Here is a 20127-nt window from a genome sequence, read left to right on the forward strand (position 1 = left end):
AATACTAAATGCAATCAAGCAGCTTTGTTTTTTAATAGTTTAGACAGATAACTATTAAAAGTCTCCCGCAGAAACAGGTAGTAAGCCGCAAAATAAATTGTCATGCCCAGCATAGTGAGCCCTATAAGGGCTGCCACATTGTTCCACCACAAGCCAAGGGTGTGCCAATAGACTGCCCTCACAACCGCACACATGACAATCGCGATAGCCACCGGTCGTAAGCAAGCATCAAGCATTTGCAATCCACTGCAATTAACCAGTTTGCCTGCTACTTTCAGTGACAAGATGCCGGAAATAAAACTGGCATAAAAGTACCACTCGGCAACGCCATCGACACCTTGATTAGCCCCTACCCAAAATGCACCAAGATGCAGCCCGGCATTGAACAAGGAAACCCACATCAGTAACCTGGTTTTACCCTGCGCCATAAAAACAGTGCCTGTGGTACTCGATATTGACTGCATAAACCCTACAGACGTCAACCATGCCAGCACACCAGCGACTTGCAACCATTGCTGGCCAAAAGCAACTTCGACGAACACTTCTCTCACCGAAAATATGCCAGCCATTAATGGGGCGGTGAGAAACGAAATAAATCCAAGTGTCTGCAAATAAAGTCTGCCCATTTCGTCGAGTGCATTCTGCTGACGGCTCATCACCGGAAACAAGGCACGAGAAGCAGCCCAAGTGATATTTTGCACTGGTAACAGCATCACTCTGTAAGCCATGGAGTAAACGCCCAGTGAGACGACACCCAACAAACGGCCGACGATCATACTGTCTGCGTTTCTAAAAAAATAAGTAATTAACTGAAATGCCGTCATATGTCCGGTGAATGGCAAAATAGCCTTTAACTCAGCTAAGGTAGGTTTTCCCTTGGGGCGCCAATCGGAGTTCACCCAAATCAGAGTGGAAGAGATTAACGCCATCAATATTGCTTGTAATACCAAACTGTAAACACCGGCACCATTCAGCGCCGCAATGACGGCAATCACCATGGCCACGATAGATGCAACTAACTCAATAAAAGCGAGTTTTCTGAATTTAGATTCGCGCTCGAGTAATGCCTGGTGTGATATTGACGAACTTGAAATGGGGAATACCAGTGCCAGCACAACTAAAATAGTGATCAATTCAGCATGTTTAAAATAACTTGCAATCAAGGGCGAACTGACCATGATTATGACCGCTATCGTAAAACCAACCAGAATATTGAACCAGAAAACCGTATTGATCGTACTGTGTTCCAATCCCTCTTTCTGAATAATCGCTGCAGATGTACCCTGATCTCTGATCAGTAATGCAAGGTTGGTCACTATCGTGGCCATTGCCATCAGGCCATAATCGCTAGGAGGCAGTATCCTAGCGAGGACGAAGATATTGGCTAATTGCGAAAGGATTCTTGCCGCTTGTGAAACTGCAACCCATTTGACATTTGATACTGCTGACATGCAATTACGACTTCAACGCGTTAGGGATGAGCAGTCCAGGCATGTCGTGTTCAACAGTCTCAACAAACTCCTTAAGAAACCTTTCTTGTAATGCATATGCATCTGCCTGCTTACTCTCATCTGAAATGACAGATGAAACTCGTACGAGGATGCCATCATCCAAACGTCGCTTCAGCAATCCATCTTCAATGATTTTCAGGCGCATTTGCAAGCCAGAGGTCAAGGTGCGGTCACCGACGCGTATCCAGTAACTCACAGCCTCAAGGTGATTTTGGCCGTAGTAGAGCTGCCTTTTACCTACGACTGGAGCGCTACCGCTACGTTGTAATGCATCAAATGCAACCGTTTCAGTTTTTTGCATTTGATAGCCCTGTGCCGGGTAGCAGATATCGGGCTGATGAATTTTCACATCCTGACGTTGCTCCCTGGCATAGGCGAGCGCAACCATGACCTGATGACCATCTGCATCTGCATAAGTCCGCATCAGGGTGTCATCATATAGCTGATTAATGAGGCTTTTTTCATCGCTGACCATGCTGACCTGAGGTGTAGACTGTTGCACCTCTACCCATCCATTAATGTCTCTGGGGATATTTTTCTCGAAGTTGCTTTCTGATTTTGCATAATGCTCGTGAGGCTTGAGAATGGTGGCCAGGCCAAAAAAAACAACACTTAACAACAATAGCTGCAAGCCTGTTGCAAGTGTTACAGAAGGCAGTTTTAAGTATAAGTCTTTCATCACGAAGGCTAGTCTTGGCTAAGCAAGCTGTTAAGTTTGAATTTTTCGGCAATTTTTTGAATCAGTGAGTCAATCACAATAATCAAAATGAGCGCTGTCAGGAAAAGAATCATGCCAGAGAAGTTATGCAAAAAGCCCTGCCCTGCTTCATCTCCCATATGGAACGTAATTAAAGCCAAAGTACACACCCGTAATACATTAGAGGTGAAAGAAATCGGCACGATGAGCACTGCAAGCAGCACGTTACGCCAAAAAGCCTGGTGGTTAATCACATTGATATAGAGCAGCCCAATGGCTTCCAGCGTAAACAAGGAGTTGAGACCAGCACAGGCATCAGCCACCAGCAACTTGTATTGGCCGATCTGCAAAATAACGCCAGAGCGCGCAATTGGATAGTCCAGCGCATACAACAGATGATCTGCTGCAAAGGAAACGGCTATTTTCATAGGCTGGGTCAATGTGTCAATCACTGACGCTGGCCAAGGAATAAGGAACACAAAAAAGAACAGTGCAAACCAGTATTTAAGCGCGATGTGAGCGCCAAATATAATGCAAATTAAGCCGCAGAGGATAAACACCAGAGACAAAATAGAGATGATGTAAACACTCTGTGAGTAGCCTATGAGATATAAGCCTGCCCCTAATATAATCATCGGCCAGCCAAGTAAAGGCGCTGGTTTAAAGGTTTGCGGTTTCTCTAGAATTTGTCTGGTTTTAAAATAAAAAAACCAGAGGCCAATACCCAACACTATTGGGCCATGGGACTGTGTGTCCGAGTTCCAGACTGTCACAAACAAATCATGGAATACCGGTACATATAACACCAATAGCGACAGCAATACCGCTATATAGCCGAAGAGCTTATGGTTTGCCCCTGATGGACTTGTGGCTGGAGACACTGACATCTTAGTTTGTATTCAAAGCAATTTGCACATCAATGCCCAGGCTACGGCAAGCCTCGTAAGCCTCTTGAGTATCTTTTAATGTCGTAATATTTTGCAGTGTAGAAATCAGTACACCACCCACCTTTTTCGCCACAATCTGTGCATCTGAAGATTGCAACAATGGTGACGTATCGAGAATGATCACATCATAGTGGTCGGCAAAACTTTGCAACAACTCATCCAGCGCTTCTTTGTTCAGCAGCTCTTGCGGATTAGGTGGCGTTGCGCCTGCTGTCAAAATGCTCAGGTTGAGCAAAGAGGGAATTCTGACCACAACGTCGGTTGTAGCACGGCCAACCAGAATATCTGATAAGCCATGATGATTGTTTAACTTGAACAGCTTGTGCTGTGAAGGGTCTCTGAGGTTGGCATCGATCAACAAGGTGCGCTCACCTAGTTGAGAGAACACAACTGCCAGATTGGAAGCCAGCAAGCTGGCACCATCTGCATCTTTAGCGGACGAAACTGCGATCGTTTTAAAGCCACGCTCGAACCAGCGCAGAATCAGTTGCGTGCGCAAAGAACGCAGCGATTCAACCTGCTTTGAAAACGGATCAAATGCGGCAACCAGTCCTGTATTAAACGAGGCTTTGTCCGGGGTGATGTAAGGGTAATCAAACTGATAAGACAGCGCCTGATTGATATCCTCTATCGAAACAAAACCGAGTGCCAGGGCAGCCTCACCAAAGCGCATGGACTTTTCTTTTTGAAACTTCAGAATGCGCTCGGCATCTTTATCAGTGATTTTCCCCATATCTAGTAACAAATGTCCGATACTGGAAGAGACGGTTTTCAAGGGCGCTTTGTTTTCTGTTTCAATAATATTCATACGCAATCACTTTGTGCCTGATAAATTGTTTTCTAAAACATCAGCTAAAACTAGACTGACTTGATGTTGTATTCAAACACTGGAATCTCACCCAGCGTCAAAAGATCATCCCTGCTGCGAACACGACGATCCAGCATTTCTGCTAACAGAGCAAATAAGCAACCCAGTAATGCGCCGATAACCATTGAGAATGGTGCGATTAAAAACAGGCTGGGATTGCTTGGCTCTAATGGCGGAACCGCTGTTTCAAGTACCGAGATATCCCCCTGATTAGATTGGCCCTCTAGCGCAGTCTGGCTGAAACGGTTGTTCACAGACTCCAGTGCATTCTGCGCAATTTGTACTTCTTTCTCGAAAATGCTTAAATCAGATCTTGAGCGGTTTAAATCCAATACCTTCTGCTTTTGCTTCTCAAGTTGAAACTTCAAGTCGCCCAGGCGCTGAGAGTTGATGCTTGCGCTGTTACTCAGGCTGACGACTGTACGGTCAATTTCATTGTTCAACTGACTTCTCAACTTAGCCACCTCTGCCTCTGAGGCGATATACATAGGGTGGTTTTTACTATAGCGCTGCCCCATTTCTGCCAGCTTTGATTCAGCGGTTGCCAAGTTCATGCGCAAATTCTGAACAATAGGGCTTTGCACTACGTCTGGTGAATCACTCATATTTTTTGAAGCATCATTGCGACGTGAATTCGCTTCAATCGACTGTGATTGTGCCAGGCTGTACTGTGAAGACAAATCACGTAACTTGGATGTTTCAACGTCGTAAGCTTCCTGAATACTGGTTAAGCCATGTTTTTGCTGATACTCGGCCAATCTATCTTGCGCCTGTTGCAAATTTTCGCGCAGGGCCTTGGTTTGCTCGGACAAATACTGTGAGGCCTTGATCGCTGGATCAATTTTAAGTTTCAGGCTGAGGTTGATATATGACTCCGCAAATGCATTCGCCATCGTCGCAGCAAATACCGGATCCACCCCTTTATAGCCAATGCTGATGACACTGCTTTCCTTAGAAGGCAAGATAGTCAGTTTTTGCTGTAACAAATCTGCCAACCACTCATTGATGTCAGCTTGTTTACCTTCCGTGGCTTCAGCGAACTGCTGTTGTAAAGACTTCACCTCCGCCAGATGTAACCGCTTGATCACGTCCAAAGTCACATTTTTGCTTTGAATAATATCCACTTGAGTGGCCATGTAGCCAGGCATCAATTGCGCTGGCATGGCCATGCCGGTCACTGGGTCGACCCCTTTATAATTCAAAATGACTGTTGTGGCTGCTTTATAGCTTTTGGGAAACAGCAAGCTGACCAGACTGGCTGTCAACAACGTAATCACAGCCACCAGCAAAATCATTTTATAGCGTGCTTTTAAAACCAGCACCAACTGAGATAAATTCATAGTCAACCTTTTAAATTACAATAGACTTTCTTCAATAAACAACACATCTTCATCTTGTAAAGTTGCGGTGAGTTCAGGGATTTGTTTCACAGTGGAGCCTTCGGCATTTTTTCTATGCAATTTGACTGAGCGCTGGGTGCCACGTACTGTCAAACCACCCGCTTTAGCAATGCCTTGCATCACAGTCATGTTTTTATCAATTTTGTACATGCCCGGACGTTGCACTTCACCATAAACATAGACTTGCGGCGCTTTAGGCACGTACACGACATCACCTGGCTGAAGGTCTTTATTCAATGCGCTGGATGGGGATCTAAATAATTCATCAATATTGATTTCCTGTGTGACAGGCGTACCGGACCGTGCTGATGTAAAAAACAGGGTCTCGCCCGCATTTTCAGTGGCGCCACCAGCCAATGCGACGAAATCGCTGATTTTACGAGTGCCACCTTGAATACCGTATTTGCCTGGGCGTAACACCTGACCAACAACAGCGACATCACGTGTACTGATATAGATGGTTTCACCACCAGTCAGGCGAACATCCTGGTCGTTGACATTGCGACGCTCGATGACTTCATTCAAATCATATTCGCTACGTTTATCACCGCGCACCACCGTGATTATCTCTGAGGCATCTGGTACTAAACCGCCAGCCTCAGCCAAAATATCTTTTACATCGGTTGGCCTGGTCACTGGGTAGCGTCCTGGCTTGGGTACACCGCCCAGAACAGAAACCGTCTTACTCATAAACTCAAGCACCAACACAGACACTTGAGGATTGGCAATAAATCCACCACGTTTCAACTGCTCAGCAATGCGTTTTTCACTTTCGATGGTGGTGAGACCGCCCACTTTCACTTCCCCGATCAGCGGCATCGTCAATACACCGTCCTCAGAAACCCTGGTTTCCCTGGTCAGCTCAGCATCCCCATAAACGACCACCTTGACATAGTCACCGGCACCCAAGGTATAGTCCGCATGGGCAACCATACTGAACAGGAATAAAAATATAGCAGCGAAGTAATTTTTAAAATTCATCATAAGTGATAACTCTTTATGGTAATTAAGTCTATATATTACGGCGATCATCAAGCAATATTAAGCGAGCCTACAGCACACTATAACTTAAATGATTCGCTACGTGTCATTGCTTATTAGGTTCTGTATCCATTACTTCAATACTGGATAGCGCCTTTAGCCTGGCAACTTCCTTGGCAATAAATTCTTGCTGTTTTTGCTGGTCAAGTAATCGCCCTGCCAGCAAATGAGCATGTTCTTCTGACATCGGCTGCTCAGTAATATCGTCGATTGACTTTACAATAATATTATTGTGATTGTGCAAAAAAAGTAAATCGCCTTTTTTCATGGCCTTTATTTTATCCAGCACTGATTCTGGCAACCTATCCGTAAATAGCTGACTAGTTCCAGTTTCGTAATGGATACCGTTGGCGACCAACCTAGCCTGCAAGTCCTGTAGGGTGACCGCTTCTTTTTCCAGCGAAGACAAATCAAACTGTGCGACGTCGTTTGAAAAAACCACATCTTGCATTTTAAACACCTTACGATGCCTGAACTTGTCAGGATGTGACTCAATAAAGGTGTTTATATCTGTTTCAGATGCTGCTGTAATTTTCGCCAGTTTTTTTGACAAATAGGCCTGAGCATAAATCTTTGCTTTTGCAGACTCTATCGCCTGGACAACTTCAGGGGTTCTTTCCAGGTCAAGCTTCAAGGCTTCCTGCACCAGTAATTGACGATCAATTAAACCCGCAAGTAACTTTTTGGCGGCATCCTGATCATTTTCATTTTGCTGCGCGCCTTTAAGTTCAGCTTGCAAAGCAAAAGCAGTGATTTCATCACCATTCACCGTGGCTAACACCTGAGAACCATGATTGGCATTATTTTGTCCGGAACAACTTGCCAGCACTAAAAGACAGAAATTTGTAATTATATTTTTCATTCTGAAGTCATTATCTATTAACAATGCATTAATAGATTTATCGATTAAATTTTCAAATCTAGATTGATGCTGGTGAGCGTATCATCAAAATCAAACTGCGATAATGTGGAATTACGATATGATTTGCTGCTATTTACAGAAAGGGACACATTCTTAATTGGTGACCATCGCAGCGATCCACCAAAGCCTTTTTCCTTGTCTGTACGTCCAATTGTGCCAAATTGACCACGCCCATCAAAATCACGATCAGATATTCTGGCGTTGACGGTGGCTTGAACTTTGTCGCTGATATTGTAAATGAGCTCGCTCTTGAGCAGGTCTGTAGATGAGTAGGTACTATTGCTCTGTTCGAATGGATAAACCGTGCGAGAAAGGTTGAAATTCGCCAGCATTTTTCCTGTCAGGTACAAGTCGTAATTGACATACCCAATAAATGACTGGTAGTCCCTTAGGGTTAAATTGTCATATTCCCGCTGTATGTAACCAAGCTTTGCACTTAAACTACTCTTGCCCGTCGCTTTTAAAACTGCATCTATTTCATACTCGGACTCATCATAGCCGCTGTCGAAAGTAGGAGTAACCGGCCTGTCCTGATATTCGCCTCTACGTTTGTGTCCAAGAAACGCCAGACTAGAGCCGGAAGAAAAGCGATATTTCGCACCATAGTCAAATGCAAACGCATTAAAGTTGGCTTGTGCATTAAATTGTTGGCTATTTGTGACATCTGTATAGGTCACACCGCTGATGACGGTCCAGACTTGATGGGGGGAGTATTCGGCCCTAAACCGTTGTATTTTTGAGGTTCTGATATTTTGGATCGGATTCGCAAAATCTCTAAAATCATTGAGCATTTGAGTTTGCTCAGAAGTAATTTTACCTGTCAGATTAGGCGTCAGTGACCAGAGCCAGGCAGCGTTATAGTTTTTGGCATCATAATCAAGAAAGTCTGTTTTGTTATATTTAAAGTTTGCATATGATGCATCTAGCGTGAAACGCTGCAAAGAATAGGTTTTGTCTACCTTGATGCCTAGAGTGCTGATTGTAATAACATCAGAGATTCCATTTTGACTCTGACGAAAAATATTGTCATCGTATGTTTTATTGATTGCAGCATTAAACTGTATGGTATCCAACTCGTCAGCAGTGACCATAAATGGTAATGCGCTGAGGGTAAGTGCAATCCAGCACTGGATGGGGCGTTTAATTTTTACTTTGGGAAATTGCTTGCAAGATGACATGTGTTTAAGCAACAGTAAATTGATGTTTGGACACATTCTAACCCGTAAACATACATTTAATGCTAGAGAAATTTAACTTTTTAGTAATACTTGCATTATCAGCAAAAGATGCTGTTTAGTATACGTGAGGTATCAAGACAGTTTTATTACATCTGAACTGATTTTTGATAGCCATTCGCCGATTGCCGTCAAGCCTGAATTTAGTTACACTCAAAGCGGTATATTGAATTAAATAATTATGAAAAAAACTATTAGGCCGCCAATCAGAACCATCTCAGGGTTATCCTCAGGGCCCAGAAGCCCACTTTACTTCGTTGAGTCCATTGTAGAGCCCCTCGTTTTAGTGTTTTTCATGTGGGGTATTTTTATTTATTTTGAAGATAGAATTCCTATCTCTATCTTTTTTACCTCCATCCTGCTATTTTCAGTCACCTTTCCAAGTGGTGCAAAAATTCGCCTCGGCTTTTGGAAAATGGCACGCGATGTCATTTTTCAGTGGATATTGCTGGCCGGCATGGTGCTTGTTTTTGCGCGTATCACGGGTTACATCACGTTATATACCCCTGAGATTATTTACGCCTGGTTAATTGGCACCCCGATTGCACAGATCCTGGCGTTAACAGCGCTGAGAGTGCTGTCACCTTTCTTCATTAGCCTGCAAGGGCCAACCAAGCATGCTGTGATTATTGGCCTGAATGAACAGGGCCTGGCTGTTGCTAACAACCTGTTGGCAGATGAGTATAGCCGTGTTTCTGTATTGGGGTTCTTTGAAGACCGCGCACCAGAGCGTACGCCGCAAGATCACGGCTTCGAAATTCTGGGGGCATTGACAGATATCCCGGCCTACTGCAAAAGTCACCAGATTCACACTATTTACATTGCGCTGCCGATGTCCAGTCATCCGCGTATATTGAAGTTGCTGGATGATTTGAAAGACACGACGGCATCCATTTACTTTGTACCGGATATTTTTGTCACCGACTTGATTCAGGGCCGGGTATCTGATGTGAATGGTATTCCTGTAGTTTCGGTATGTGAAACGCCTTTCACTGGTGTAGATGGCCTGATTAAGCGTACAGCAGACATCTTGTTCTCGCTGTTTGTGCTGATTCTGATTTCGCCGATTTTGTTAGGGATTGCCGCGGCAGTAAAACTCACCTCCCCTGGCCCTATCATTTTCAAGCAGCGCCGCTATGGCCTAGATGGGCAACAAATTCTTGTCTATAAGTTCCGCTCGATGACTGTGACTGAAGATGGTGGCACAGTGACACAAGCAACCAGGAATGATCAGCGCATTACGCCGTTGGGCGCATTTTTACGCAAGTCGTCATTGGATGAGCTGCCACAGTTCATTAACGTGTTACAGGGCCGCATGAGTGTGGTGGGCCCGCGTCCGCATGCGGTTGCCCATAACGAAGAATACCGTAAGCTGATTAAAGGCTATATGGTGCGGCATAAAGTGAAACCAGGGATTACTGGCTGGGCACAGGTCAACGGTTTCCGTGGTGAAACTGATACTTTAGAAAAAATGGAACAACGCGTTCACTATGATCTTGAATACCTGCGTAACTGGAGTCCGCGCCTGGATATGCTAATCGTGGCAAAAACAGCCTGGTTAACCATCGTCGGCCAAGATGGTGCTTACTAGATAATAAAAAACCGGACAATGTCCGGTTTTTTTATGACTGCGTATGCTGCTGTATCATTATTAACGCCTGCTCGACCCAATCCTCACGCAAGCAATCCAGCACCTGCACATCGTCCATGCCGCGTAGCCAGGTGAGCTGGCGTTTGGCAAGTTGGCGCGTGGCATAGACGCCATGTTCGCCCAAATCCGGCAAGTCAATTTCACCATTCAGGAATTGTAGCGCCTGGCGGTAGCCGACGCAGCGCATGCTGGGGCTATCTACGGTTAATTGCGGATATTTAATCAATAGGCGTTTTACTTCATCGACAAAGCCTTGCTCTAGCATGCTTTGAAAGCGCTGGGCAATCCGTTGGTGCAACACGCTGCGCTCGCTGGGCATTAGGGCGAGTTTAAGGATATTAAAAGGCAGTGATGCCTTTTGCGATTGGGCGCGCAATACACTCATCGTTTTACCGCTGATGCGGTAAACCTCCAGGGCACGCTCAATACGCTGCGAGTCGGTAGTATGTATCTTGGCGGCCACGGCTGGGTCGATGCTGGCCAATTGCGCATGCATCGCGGGCCAGCCTAAGGCATTTGCCTCAGCTTCAATCTGGGCGCGGATAGCTACATCGGCTTCTGGCAAATCGCTGAGGCCGTGCTGCAAGGCGTTGAAATACAGCATGGTGCCACCGACCAACACCGGGATACGACCATTTGCCGTCGCCGCATGCATCAGAGCCAAAGCGTCTTTGGCAAATTGCGCGGCAGAATACTGTTCTAACGGTGAAATCAGGTCTATTAAGTGATGCGGCGCCTGGCGTAATGTGTCGGCATCCGGTTTGGCGGTACCGATATCCATATCGCGATAGACCAGTGCCGAATCGACGCTGATGATGTCGACGGGAAAACGCTCACACAGAGCAATGGTGGCCGCTGTTTTGCCGCTGGCGGTGGGGCCCATTAAGAAGATGGCTGGCGGCAAATAGGTGGCGGTCATACAACGTGAAACATTAACAAGCAGACATCAAATGGATTAATCGTATTTAACGTAGCTAAAGCGCAAATCACTCTGCGGCGTTCCTTCCAGGGCTGAGCCGACTTGTAATTGTGGCTGCCATTGCACGACCTCTTCAATTTTACGGGCGAGTTCGATGTCTTTCATGGTGATGCCTTTGGCGCTGTGCGTGCACAGTTTGACGATGACAAAGGCATAAGAGACGGTTAAATCAGGATGGTGCCAGGCAGCCTCAGCCAGGTGGCCGACGGTATTTACGACCATCAGTGTGCCTTTCCAGCTATTGGTTTTGTATTTGCGGCGTATCCAGCCGTCTTCAAATACCCAATGGGGTAAAGACTCAGTTAAATGCTGTTGCAGTTCCTGTTCTGTGAGCACTTGGTCGGTCATGGCATCCTCCTGATAAAACTTGCATTAAGACCATGCAGTATACCTCAGCTATGCCGCCGGACTTAAGAGAAACCGGCAGGTTTGCTTGCTGTTAGCTGTGAGAGCATGACAGTGATCACGGTGAGATCAGCACTGGTACCCGGATTGAGCTTATTCTGCTTGAGCGCCGCATCCCATTGCAGCAATTCAGGCATATAGTGTTTAGGATTATCTAGCGCCTGAAAAGCCTGATAATGCGTGGCGGCAAGTTGTTGGACCTCAGCGACAGTCGCCGCGCCATATTTGCGGGCAATATGGCTGTCCGGCACGCTAGAAAGCCAATATAGATAGACCGCCGTCAGTGCCCAGGCAGGCCGCTGCCAACGCTCGCACAGTTTATGATAAAGCGGTATGGTAGCTGAAAAAATCTGCGCATAGCCATCCACATACTGGCGCGCCACCATGTCGCTCCCACTGGCCAGCTGCATGGCCTCAAGCAAAGTGATTTGGGGTGCCTGCGCCACATCGTGCTCATCGCGCTGACCCATGCCCGCCGGGCTGACCAGCCGGATACCTTCATATACCAGGGCTGCATCGCCCACCGATGTTCGTTGCAATACTTGCTGCAAACCTGCTGACAGTAATAACTGTGGATATTGCAGGTAAGCTTGCACCACGGGTGCAGCCAGCAAAATAATACCCAAATTGGTATTGCAGCCTACTTTGGCGTGGGTCGCCTGCAAAGCGTGCAAGATACGCTGGCCCAGTGTCCGCGTGCCGAATACCTGATCATCACACAATGCTGGCGCAGAGGCTTCGGCGCTATGGATAAAGTCCTGCACCTGCATGCCATGGCCATCAGCAAAAATATGTACATTGCCGGGCTTTAATGCCTCCAGCTCTGCCAGGCACGCTTGCTGGTAGGCCTGTTGTAGTATCGACGTCATACCAAGGCTCCGACTGCATCCGACTGCAGCAACAAATCATTAACCAACACATCGGCAATTTCTACGCTGGTCACTGTTTGCAAGCCGCGCCAGGCCGGAATACTGTTTACTTCTATCACCCACAGTTTGCCATCGCGGTCTCGCATCACATCCACGCCAGCATAATCAATCCCTATTGCCTTGGCAGCCTGAACGCCAATGTCCGCCACATCGATCTCATCACAGGCCGTGCAGCGCGCACCACGCGCCACATTGTGCAACCAACTATCCCCTTGCCGCTTCATCACGGCAATCGGTTCGCCACGCACCACAAATACCCGGTAATCATGCTGGTAGGCACCGCAATCAATCTTCTCTTGCAGATAATAAACGCCATCGACAAACATATCTTGCGGTAGCGCAAATTGCGCGCGCTGCTCGATTAAGCGCACACCTTTGCCCTGTGAGCCAAACAGGGGCTTGATCACCAGTGTTTTTCCATTATCCAGCGCCTGCTGCATGAGCACATGCGCGATGTGCCTGTGCTCGCACACCCAGGTCGCCGGTGTTGCAACGCCCTGCTCTGCCAGCAACTGGCTGGTCAGGCCTTTATCCACAGTCGTTTCAATGGCTCTGGCATGGTTGTAAATCGTCATGCCTTGCCGTTGCAAGGTGTGCAACAGATTCATGCGTGTAATGATTTGCTGCGTGGTGCCGGCAGCGACCCCACGTACAAAAGCCATAGGCGCTGTTTGCGTTAATCCGGGAATATGCACTTGCACCGACTGATTGACGATGCTGACGTAACAACTATCCAAGGAGACCATCAGCGCTTGCCAGCCACGCCGCGCAAATGCCTGTGCCAATGACTGTCCGTGCCAGCCGCCTGCTTGGGCGACCTCGTCGGTAAAAATAGGAACAACCTTCATGTCAGCTCTAAAGAAATCACGCGGGAACAGTGCATGGCATGCATTGATTCCCGCGTGAGAATGGTTTTATAAGACTTTAAGTTTAACTGCCAAATGACTGATTCAAAAGCGCTTCATTAAACTTACCAGCAAAGAATGTCTTGCCGGACTTAAGGTTGGTTACGCTGACTTTGGCTGGCGAGAACAACATCGGATCAATCTGGTAGAAGTCCATGTTCACGGCTTTAAACACTTCAGCGAATGGGCGGCCATAGTCTTTAGAGGATGAAGAAGGTAATTGTTGTGCCAGTTGCTCCGCTGCGGCATCGTCAGCATTGACGAATAACTGCACGAACCCGCCAAACAGGATGGCATCATTGGTGCGTCCCATGCCGACAATAAAGTCCGGGGATGGGGCAGGCACTGGCGCAACCCCATAACCATCCACAATCGTATTGAGGTCAAAATGCAGGGTATGGCATTTGTGCAGCGCGACTTCGAGTACGCGCGCAGTCACCTGCAAAGAGCCAGCCACACTGCGTGTCGGTGTCAGGATAAAGGTCAGCTTATTGGCTGGCAAACCGGTATCTCTAGCCACTTTTTCAATGACTTGCACCGGCGGCACCTTATCGGTTTCAAGCACTAATACGGTTTGCTCGCCTTTGTCGCTATAGTGAATATCTTTAAACACCTCTTCGCGCTGCGCAATCGAGCGTGCCGGGCCACTACCCAGCGAGAAAAACTTCTCGTGTGACAACGCCCAACCAGCATACTGGCTACCTAAGCAAGCGATCACGGGCTGTTTGGCCGTCACTACAACGCTCAGTGGCCAATTGGCAAACTGAGGCACTTGTTGCAAAGCGACACTCCCTAGTCCGCCCATGCAGATTTCGGCAATAATACGCCCCGCCTCTAACCCACCTGGCACTTGAATACCGGCGTCGACAATCGTCGCGCCGCTTTCATGGGTAGATACCGCACAGCCCAGGGCCGGTGCGTTGGCAATCAAATGCGCGACCAACGGTGCGCTGTATTGTTGAACGCTAATGGATGTTGAATTCGATGTTGTCACAGACATAAGTCCCCCATAATGTTTCTAATCGTGTTTTTCTGTCCTGCAAAGCCTGTAGAACTTCGCTGTCTGAGTGCCCTTCTGCATAGAGGCTGCAAACGGGCTGCCCGGCAGCGATGACGCCGCCGCTGGGCCGGTCTTCCAGCCAGTCAGGTAAACTAAACTGGCTTAAATCAATCTCTTGTCGCGCATACGCAATGCAATGACTCGCATGCATTGTTTGCGGTTGCAATACCGGCATGACCTGATGCTGACAACTGGCCATATGCATTTGTATCAATGGCAGATGCCTGTACAAACGCATACTGGCACTCAACCTTGGGTTGACCTCAATGACATGCAAGCGGCCCTCATGCCACATGGCATCAATACTATTGATGCCCACCAAGCCCAACGCTGGTACTAACGCCTGCAACAGTGCGTTAGCAGCGGCATACAAAGTAGCCTCGTGTAAGCGCGTTGCACCGGCATAAGCAAAGCTGTTCACATGTTGCTTGAGCGCATGCACACCAATCAGTGTCGCTGCCTGCCCTTGTGCCGCAAATAATATCCCCACCGCTTGCCCTGGCTGAAATGCTTGCCAGTAGCCTGATGCATCTACATGACTCACCGTCTGCCAATCTTGCACATGACTGCCGCCACATTGTCCTGCCTGCTTGTACAGCCACCGCCCTGCTGCGGGTTTGCTTTCAGCGATAAACGGTGATTGCACGCCTTGCGTATCACAACAAGCTTTTAACCATTGCGGATGTTTGACACGGTCAACAGTGTCAGGCGTATTACCAGCAACCGTGTAGCGTGCAAACAAGGCGGCATACGCAGCCTGATTGGCTTCAAAACCAGACCCCACTAGTACGGCATCCGGTTGATATGCGTCCAACACGTTAAATAACGCTGTCAACGCATCACTCGCATCTTGCTCGTACAGTCCTGGCCATCGATATACCGCCTGTGCGGCTTGCCTTGTATCACTATCCGCAAATGCATCCACTGCCAGTACACGCCATCCCTCTTGTTGCGCGATCTGGCTATAGATACGCGCACTATGAGACAAAATGGCCAGCCGCAAGAATGACCTTATTCTACGTGCGCGCAGGCATACTCATAAGCCTGGTGGTAATCAATGTGCATCGGGCTTTCGCTTTGCAACATTTGCTCCAGCAATTTGTTTTGTGTGACATATTTCAGTTGACCAATCGCCAAGGCGCCAAACCCGGCCACCTGTGTGCCTTCAATCAAGCCGCCATTAGAAAATGTATCCACTCCTTCAATCCCGGAGGGAGGTACCGCGTTGACGTCGGCAACGACTTTTAATGATTTGGAGTTGGCAAACTGCACTACTTCTAATACGCGAATACCTGCTGGTGTCGCGCACAAGGCGACCGTTGCCTCATTCAATACGGCAATTTTTGCAGCCTCGCTGCTACCATCCACCACTTGCAGGCTAACGTCGTAACTGGAGGATAATTTATCCACATAAGCCTGCATGCTTTCCACACCCGCGTGTGCAACCATGAATACCGTCGCTCCCTGGCGTGCGGCGATAAGTGCGGCGGTAGAGCCTACCGTACCACTGGCGCCAAAAATGGCTACTTTTTCCTTGCCCAAGCCACTCCCGGATTTTTGCAGGTAAAAGTCAACTTTGGCCAGCATGGCCGCGGCGGTGGTAAAAGCACCTGAAGGATCAGAGAACGTATGGCACTCGAATGGTTTGAACATGGCACTACGTGCCTGTTTTTGCATTTCCAGCGCAACCTGGATATCGCGGCCGCCAAAGAATAAGGCCTGCTGTTTTAAACCGCTAGGACTACGTGAAAAGATCGCATCTTGTGTCAGCGCGACAATTTCATTCAAGGTGACATCAGTGTAGGAGATGATTTTTTCATAGCCCGCATCAAACGCCATATTCACATCGAATGGACTGGCGTTTTTAGCTGCAGTGAACAAATGCATAATACTGGTTTTTTTCATTCTTCCCCCCGGAACAGTGTGTTAACAATACCTTCTGCCAATATACACATTTCCAGACCAGTTCAAAATAAAGAGTAGACCGTGAAAATCATAACTTTTCAAAATTATCTTAAAAAGTTTTAATTTGCCACATCTTCTATCGTTATGCTGGCTGGTCGGTTGACGGCAGCGGTCACCAGGAAACCCAAGGCAGGCTCTCCTGCATAAGTTTCAAGCAATTGCATTTGCATGGCTATCGCTTCCGCACGAGATGGCAACAGCACAAAACCGGTCGGGCCCCATGAGGTTTGGCCGATGCCGGTATATCCCTGCTGTTTGAGCGACCGTAAAATATTGCCCACCGCCTGGCTGGCATAGGCGCCGCCCTGTGCGGGACCAAAGTAATCCGCATTATATGATTGCAAAACCCCTAAAAACGCGCTGAATCCTGCAAAGTCCTGCTCCATTAAGGCAGGCAGCCCCTCACTTAACAGTTGCTGCTGAATCGCCTGCGTCGCCGCCAGCGTGGGTGGTACCAATTCTTTAAAGGCTGTTTTCTCGCCCTGCCCGTGCAAGCCATCACGGCTATTATCAATGATCAGTAAAAAGTACCAATCCGCAGGAAACGCCTGGTGCACCAGCATGGGCGGTACTATAGTATTTGGTCCGCGTCCGCCATCGACAACCAGTCCGCCATGCTCAAAGGTCGCAATACCTATGCCTGAACGTGCCCCACGCTGATGAACGGCAGCAATCTGCGCGGCGTCGACTGGTTGCCCGAGTAAACTATTCACCGCCGCGCCCAGCGCCAAGGCCATTTGCGTACCTGATCCCAAGCCGCCATGACGTGGGATGGCCTGGTGTATGCTGACATTAAGGTCTATTGCAAGGTGGTGTGCATCCAGATGTCGTTGCAAAATGGCGGCAGCCCAAGGGTCCAATGGTGACGACTGAATACCAGGGCTCAGGCTAAGAGAAGTTTGAAATGCATCAATGGCAACACCGACACTGCCAAACTGGCGCTGCGTCTGCTGATTCAGGTTAAAAAAACCGAGATGTAAGCGACCGTAAGTGGTGACACTGACCGTGCGCTCTGCGGGAATGACTGCATTCATGGCGTTTTATTATAGGGATGCTAAAAAAAATGAAATGCCACCCTCACGGCGACGTGACATTAAAACATGATTTTGGCATAATGGCCGATATAAAAGTCATTCTGTAATCAGACGATGTCCGGTAGACAGCCTCTATTTATCGAATTCAATCCGTTGCACTCCGCGATAGATTATCACCAGTTTTAAAATAATTAAGGGTTTTATATGGTAAGTCATGTTATTCCATTTGAGAATCTACGTAACACTGATGTCCCGTCTGTAGGCGGCAAAAACGCTTCTCTGGGCGAAATGATCTCTCAGCTCACCGCCAAAGGCGTACGCGTACCTACCGGTTTTGCGACCACTGCGGATGCTTATCGTGAGTTTTTGGCGCAAGGTGGATTAAACAACAAAATCAATGACTTGCTGGACAAGCTGAACGCAGACGATACACAGGAGCTGGCCCGCGTTGGTTCACAGATCCGCCAGTGGATCATGGAGGCCGAGTTTCCACCAGCACTGCAGACCGCCATTGCTGAAAACTATGCCAAACTGATTGAACGATCAGCGCAAGGCACCACCTTTGCGGTGCGCTCTTCTGCCACGGCAGAAGACTTACCAGATGCGTCTTTCGCTGGCCAGCAAGAGTCTTTCCTGAACATCCATGGCCTGGACAACATTAACCATGCGATTAAAGAAGTATTTGCTTCTTTGTATAACGACCGTGCAATCTCCTACCGTGTACACAAAGGTTTTGTACACGCAGATGTGGCCCTGTCTGCAGGCGTGCAACAAATGGTGCGTTCAGACATTGGCTGTGCCGGTGTGATGTTTACCATTGATACTGAATCTGGTCACCGTGATGTTGCCTTTATTACTTCATCCTATGGCCTGGGTGAAACTGTGGTGCAAGGTGCCGTGAACCCGGATGAGTTCTATGTACACAAGCCATTGTTGGCACAAGGTAAGCCAGCCATCGTGCGTCGCACCATGGGCTCCAAATTGATCAAAATGGTGTTTTCTGACGCCACCCAAGCGGGTAAATCTACACACACAGTGGATGTAGATGCGGCAGAAAGCAACCGCTACTCGCTGACTGATGCCGATATTCTTGAGCTGGCTGATTATGCCATGACCATTGAGCAACACTATGGTTGCCCTATGGATATCGAATGGGGCAAAAACGGCCTGGATAACAAGCTGTACATCCTGCAAGCACGTCCTGAGACTGTGAAGTCACAAGAAGCGGCGAAAAACGTGACCGAAACGTTCAAACTGCAAAAGCACTCTTCAGTGCCTGTGGTGGCTGGCCGTGCCGTGACACAAAAAGTAGGCGTGGGCCCAGTGCGTATCGTGCTGGATCCGGCAGAGATGCATGAAGTACAGCCAGGTGACGTACTGGTGGCTGACATGACTGACCCTAACTGGGAGCCAGTGATGAAACGTGCCAGCGCACTGGTGACCAACCGTGGCGGCCGTACTTGCCACGCTGCGATTATTGCGCGTGAACTGGGTATCCCGGCGATTGTAGGTTCTGTGAATGCGACTGACCTGCTGCGTGATGGCGAAATGGTGACCGTTTCTTGTGCTGAAGGTGAAACCGGTTTTGTTTACCACGGCGCATTGGACTTCGAAGTCTCTACGCAATCTAACAGCGCACTGGCAAAACCACCTTGCAAGATCATGATGAACGTGGGCAACCCTGACATGGCGTTCACCTTTGCCCAAACACCAAACGATGGTGTTGGACTGGCGCGTCTGGAGTTCGTGATTAACAACATGGTAGGCATTCACCCGAAAGCCATCCTGAACGTTGACGCCATGCCAGCTGCAATGCAGGCAACGATCAAAAACCGCGCTCGTGGCTATGCCAGCCCGAAACAGTTCTACATTGATAAAGTGGCCGAAGGTGTCGCGACCATTGCGGCAGCATTCTATCCAAAACCAGTGATTGTACGTACTTCAGACTTCAAGTCTAACGAGTATAAAAAACTGGTTGGCGGTGACATTTACGAGCCAGACGAAGAAAACCCGATGATCGGTTTCCGCGGTGCGGCACGTTATATGGCAGAAGACTTTAAAGAGTGCTTTGCCATGGAATGCCAAGCCATGAAGAAAGTGCGTGATGAACTGGGCCTGGTCAACGTTGAATTGATGATTCCATTCGTACGTACGCTGGAAGAAGCACGTGCCGTGACTGAAATCATGGCTGCCAACGGCCTCAAGCGCGGCGAAAATGGCCTGCGTCTGATCATGATGTGTGAAATCCCGGCCAACGCGCTGCTGGCTGAACAGTTCCTGGAGTATTTCGATGGTTTCTCTATCGGCTCTAACGACCTGACACAGCTGACATTGGGGATGGACCGTGACTCAGGTATTCTGGCTGACGGTTTTGACGAGCGTAACGATGCGGTGAAAGTATTGCTGAAAATGGCAATCAACACCTGTAACCGTTTAGGCAAATACGTTGGTATTTGTGGTCAGGGTCCTTCTGACCATGAAGACTTTGCCGAGTGGCTGGTCGCAGAAGGGATTCAGTCTGTTTCCCTGAACCCTGACACTGTGGTCGCGACCTGGCAGCGTCTGACAAAGAAATAAG

18 protein-coding genes are annotated in these 20127 nt (G+C 48.1%); 2 read left to right on the forward strand and 16 right to left on the reverse strand.

The features are described from left to right. Positions 1–14: 14 nt before the first annotated feature. The 8 genes from ACIDE9_RS13630 to epsL all read right to left on the reverse strand — a co-directional run bounded on the left by ACIDE9_RS13630 (position 15) and on the right by epsL (position 8564). Entirely contained in the window at positions 15–1451 is a 1437-nt protein-coding gene (locus ACIDE9_RS13630) for a lipopolysaccharide biosynthesis protein (RefSeq protein ID WP_411995236.1), read from the reverse strand. 4 nt (positions 1452–1455) lie between these two features. Further along, on the reverse strand, positions 1456–2190 hold the full coding sequence (locus tag ACIDE9_RS13635; protein ID WP_411995260.1) for an exosortase C-terminal domain/associated protein EpsI: 735 nt from the start codon (positions 2188–2190) through the stop codon (positions 1456–1458). A gap of 8 nt (positions 2191–2198) precedes the next feature. Next, a complete protein-coding gene (gene xrtB, locus ACIDE9_RS13640) occupies positions 2199–3095 on the reverse strand; it encodes an exosortase B (RefSeq protein ID WP_411995237.1) in 897 nt (298 codons plus the stop codon). A 1-nt stretch (position 3096) separates the two neighbouring features. After that, positions 3097–3963: a chain length determinant protein tyrosine kinase EpsG gene (gene epsG / locus ACIDE9_RS13645; protein WP_411995238.1), complete on the reverse strand. Its 867-nt coding sequence runs from the start codon at positions 3961–3963 to the stop codon at positions 3097–3099. Between the two features lie 50 nt (positions 3964–4013). Further along, positions 4014–5363 carry a chain length determinant protein EpsF gene (gene epsF, locus ACIDE9_RS13650; RefSeq protein ID WP_411995239.1) on the reverse strand — a complete coding sequence of 450 codons (1350 nt, stop codon included), beginning with the start codon at positions 5361–5363 and terminating at the stop codon, positions 4014–4016. 15 nt (positions 5364–5378) lie between these two features. Beyond that, positions 5379–6407, reverse strand: a complete 1029-nt coding sequence (locus tag ACIDE9_RS13655; protein WP_411995240.1) for an SLBB domain-containing protein — start codon at positions 6405–6407, stop codon at positions 5379–5381. 103 nt (positions 6408–6510) lie between these two features. Then, positions 6511–7326, reverse strand: a complete 816-nt coding sequence (locus ACIDE9_RS13660) for an EpsD family peptidyl-prolyl cis-trans isomerase (protein WP_411995241.1) — start codon at positions 7324–7326, stop codon at positions 6511–6513. A 44-nt stretch (positions 7327–7370) separates the two neighbouring features. Beyond that, a complete protein-coding gene (gene epsL / locus ACIDE9_RS13665; protein ID WP_411995242.1) occupies positions 7371–8564 on the reverse strand; it encodes an XrtB/PEP-CTERM-associated polysaccharide biosynthesis outer membrane protein EpsL in 1194 nt (397 codons plus the stop codon). A 352-nt stretch (positions 8565–8916) separates the two neighbouring features. Here epsL and ACIDE9_RS13670 point away from each other — a divergent pair, with 352 nt between their 5' ends. After that, positions 8917–10212 carry an undecaprenyl-phosphate glucose phosphotransferase gene (locus ACIDE9_RS13670; protein WP_411995243.1) on the forward strand — a complete coding sequence of 432 codons (1296 nt, stop codon included), beginning with the start codon at positions 8917–8919 and terminating at the stop codon, positions 10210–10212. Positions 10213–10243: 31 nt separating this feature from the next. On the opposite strand, the gene miaA is transcribed toward ACIDE9_RS13670, so the two are convergent. From miaA to ACIDE9_RS13710, 8 genes are all read right to left on the reverse strand, one after another. Then, positions 10244–11191, reverse strand: coding sequence for a tRNA (adenosine(37)-N6)-dimethylallyltransferase MiaA (gene miaA / locus ACIDE9_RS13675; protein WP_411995244.1), 948 nt, complete (start codon positions 11189–11191; stop codon positions 10244–10246). Positions 11192–11227: 36 nt separating this feature from the next. After that, positions 11228–11599 carry a 4a-hydroxytetrahydrobiopterin dehydratase gene (locus tag ACIDE9_RS13680; protein WP_194754394.1) on the reverse strand — a complete coding sequence of 124 codons (372 nt, stop codon included), beginning with the start codon at positions 11597–11599 and terminating at the stop codon, positions 11228–11230. A 62-nt stretch (positions 11600–11661) separates the two neighbouring features. Then, entirely contained in the window at positions 11662–12525 is an 864-nt protein-coding gene (locus ACIDE9_RS13685) for a triphosphoribosyl-dephospho-CoA synthase (protein ID WP_411995245.1), read from the reverse strand. Further along, a complete protein-coding gene (locus ACIDE9_RS13690; RefSeq protein ID WP_411995246.1) occupies positions 12522–13433 on the reverse strand; it encodes an ATP-grasp domain-containing protein in 912 nt (303 codons plus the stop codon). The genes ACIDE9_RS13685 and ACIDE9_RS13690 overlap by 4 nt, the downstream gene beginning before the upstream one ends. Positions 13434–13515: 82 nt before the next feature. Continuing rightward, positions 13516–14490, reverse strand: coding sequence for a methenyltetrahydromethanopterin cyclohydrolase (gene mch, locus ACIDE9_RS13695; protein WP_411995247.1), 975 nt, complete (start codon positions 14488–14490; stop codon positions 13516–13518). After that, complete coding sequence (locus ACIDE9_RS13700) at positions 14456–15538, reverse strand: ATP-grasp domain-containing protein (RefSeq protein WP_411995248.1); 1083 nt, start codon at positions 15536–15538, stop codon at positions 14456–14458. Before ACIDE9_RS13700 ends, mch begins: the two co-directional genes overlap by 35 nt. A 23-nt stretch (positions 15539–15561) precedes the next feature. Next, on the reverse strand, positions 15562–16455 hold the full coding sequence (locus ACIDE9_RS13705; RefSeq protein WP_194754390.1) for an NAD(P)-dependent methylenetetrahydromethanopterin dehydrogenase: 894 nt from the start codon (positions 16453–16455) through the stop codon (positions 15562–15564). 119 nt (positions 16456–16574) lie between these two features. Beyond that, entirely contained in the window at positions 16575–17549 is a 975-nt protein-coding gene (locus ACIDE9_RS13710; RefSeq protein ID WP_411995249.1) for a hypothetical protein, read from the reverse strand. 204 nt (positions 17550–17753) lie between these two features. On the opposite strand from ACIDE9_RS13710, the gene ppsA reads away from it, so the two are divergent. Beyond that, complete coding sequence (ppsA, locus tag ACIDE9_RS13715) at positions 17754–20126, forward strand: phosphoenolpyruvate synthase (RefSeq protein ID WP_411995250.1); 2373 nt, start codon at positions 17754–17756, stop codon at positions 20124–20126. The last annotated feature ends 1 nt before the right edge of the window (position 20127 follow it).

This window comes from Methylophilus sp. 'Pure River', assembly GCF_046765995.1.
Taxonomy (GTDB): domain Bacteria; phylum Pseudomonadota; class Gammaproteobacteria; order Burkholderiales; family Methylophilaceae; genus Methylophilus.

Excerpts from the sequence above, each read along its gene's own strand:
- ACIDE9_RS13630 (WP_411995236.1), bottom strand. The coding sequence starts at position 1,451 with ATGTCAGCAGTATCAAATGTCAAATGGGTTGCAGTTTCACAAGCGGCA.
- ACIDE9_RS13635 (WP_411995260.1), bottom strand. The coding sequence starts at position 2,190 with ATGAAAGACTTATACTTAAAACTGCCTTCTGTAACACTTGCAACAGGC.
- xrtB (WP_411995237.1), bottom strand. The coding sequence starts at position 3,095 with ATGTCAGTGTCTCCAGCCACAAGTCCATCAGGGGCAAACCATAAGCTC.
- epsG (WP_411995238.1), bottom strand. The coding sequence starts at position 3,963 with ATGAATATTATTGAAACAGAAAACAAAGCGCCCTTGAAAACCGTCTCT.
- epsF (WP_411995239.1), bottom strand. The coding sequence starts at position 5,363 with ATGAATTTATCTCAGTTGGTGCTGGTTTTAAAAGCACGCTATAAAATG.
- ACIDE9_RS13655 (WP_411995240.1), bottom strand. The coding sequence starts at position 6,407 with ATGATGAATTTTAAAAATTACTTCGCTGCTATATTTTTATTCCTGTTC.
- ACIDE9_RS13660 (WP_411995241.1), bottom strand. The coding sequence starts at position 7,326 with ATGAAAAATATAATTACAAATTTCTGTCTTTTAGTGCTGGCAAGTTGT.
- epsL (WP_411995242.1), bottom strand. The coding sequence starts at position 8,564 with ATGTCATCTTGCAAGCAATTTCCCAAAGTAAAAATTAAACGCCCCATC.
- ACIDE9_RS13670 (WP_411995243.1), top strand. The coding sequence starts at position 8,917 with ATGTGGGGTATTTTTATTTATTTTGAAGATAGAATTCCTATCTCTATC.
- miaA (WP_411995244.1), bottom strand. The coding sequence starts at position 11,191 with ATGACCGCCACCTATTTGCCGCCAGCCATCTTCTTAATGGGCCCCACC.
- ACIDE9_RS13680 (WP_194754394.1), bottom strand. The coding sequence starts at position 11,599 with ATGACCGACCAAGTGCTCACAGAACAGGAACTGCAACAGCATTTAACT.
- ACIDE9_RS13685 (WP_411995245.1), bottom strand. The coding sequence starts at position 12,525 with ATGACGTCGATACTACAACAGGCCTACCAGCAAGCGTGCCTGGCAGAG.
- ACIDE9_RS13690 (WP_411995246.1), bottom strand. The coding sequence starts at position 13,433 with ATGAAGGTTGTTCCTATTTTTACCGACGAGGTCGCCCAAGCAGGCGGC.
- mch (WP_411995247.1), bottom strand. The coding sequence starts at position 14,490 with ATGTCTGTGACAACATCGAATTCAACATCCATTAGCGTTCAACAATAC.
- ACIDE9_RS13705 (WP_194754390.1), bottom strand. The coding sequence starts at position 16,455 with ATGAAAAAAACCAGTATTATGCATTTGTTCACTGCAGCTAAAAACGCC.
- ACIDE9_RS13710 (WP_411995249.1), bottom strand. The coding sequence starts at position 17,549 with ATGAATGCAGTCATTCCCGCAGAGCGCACGGTCAGTGTCACCACTTAC.
- ppsA (WP_411995250.1), top strand. The coding sequence starts at position 17,754 with ATGGTAAGTCATGTTATTCCATTTGAGAATCTACGTAACACTGATGTC.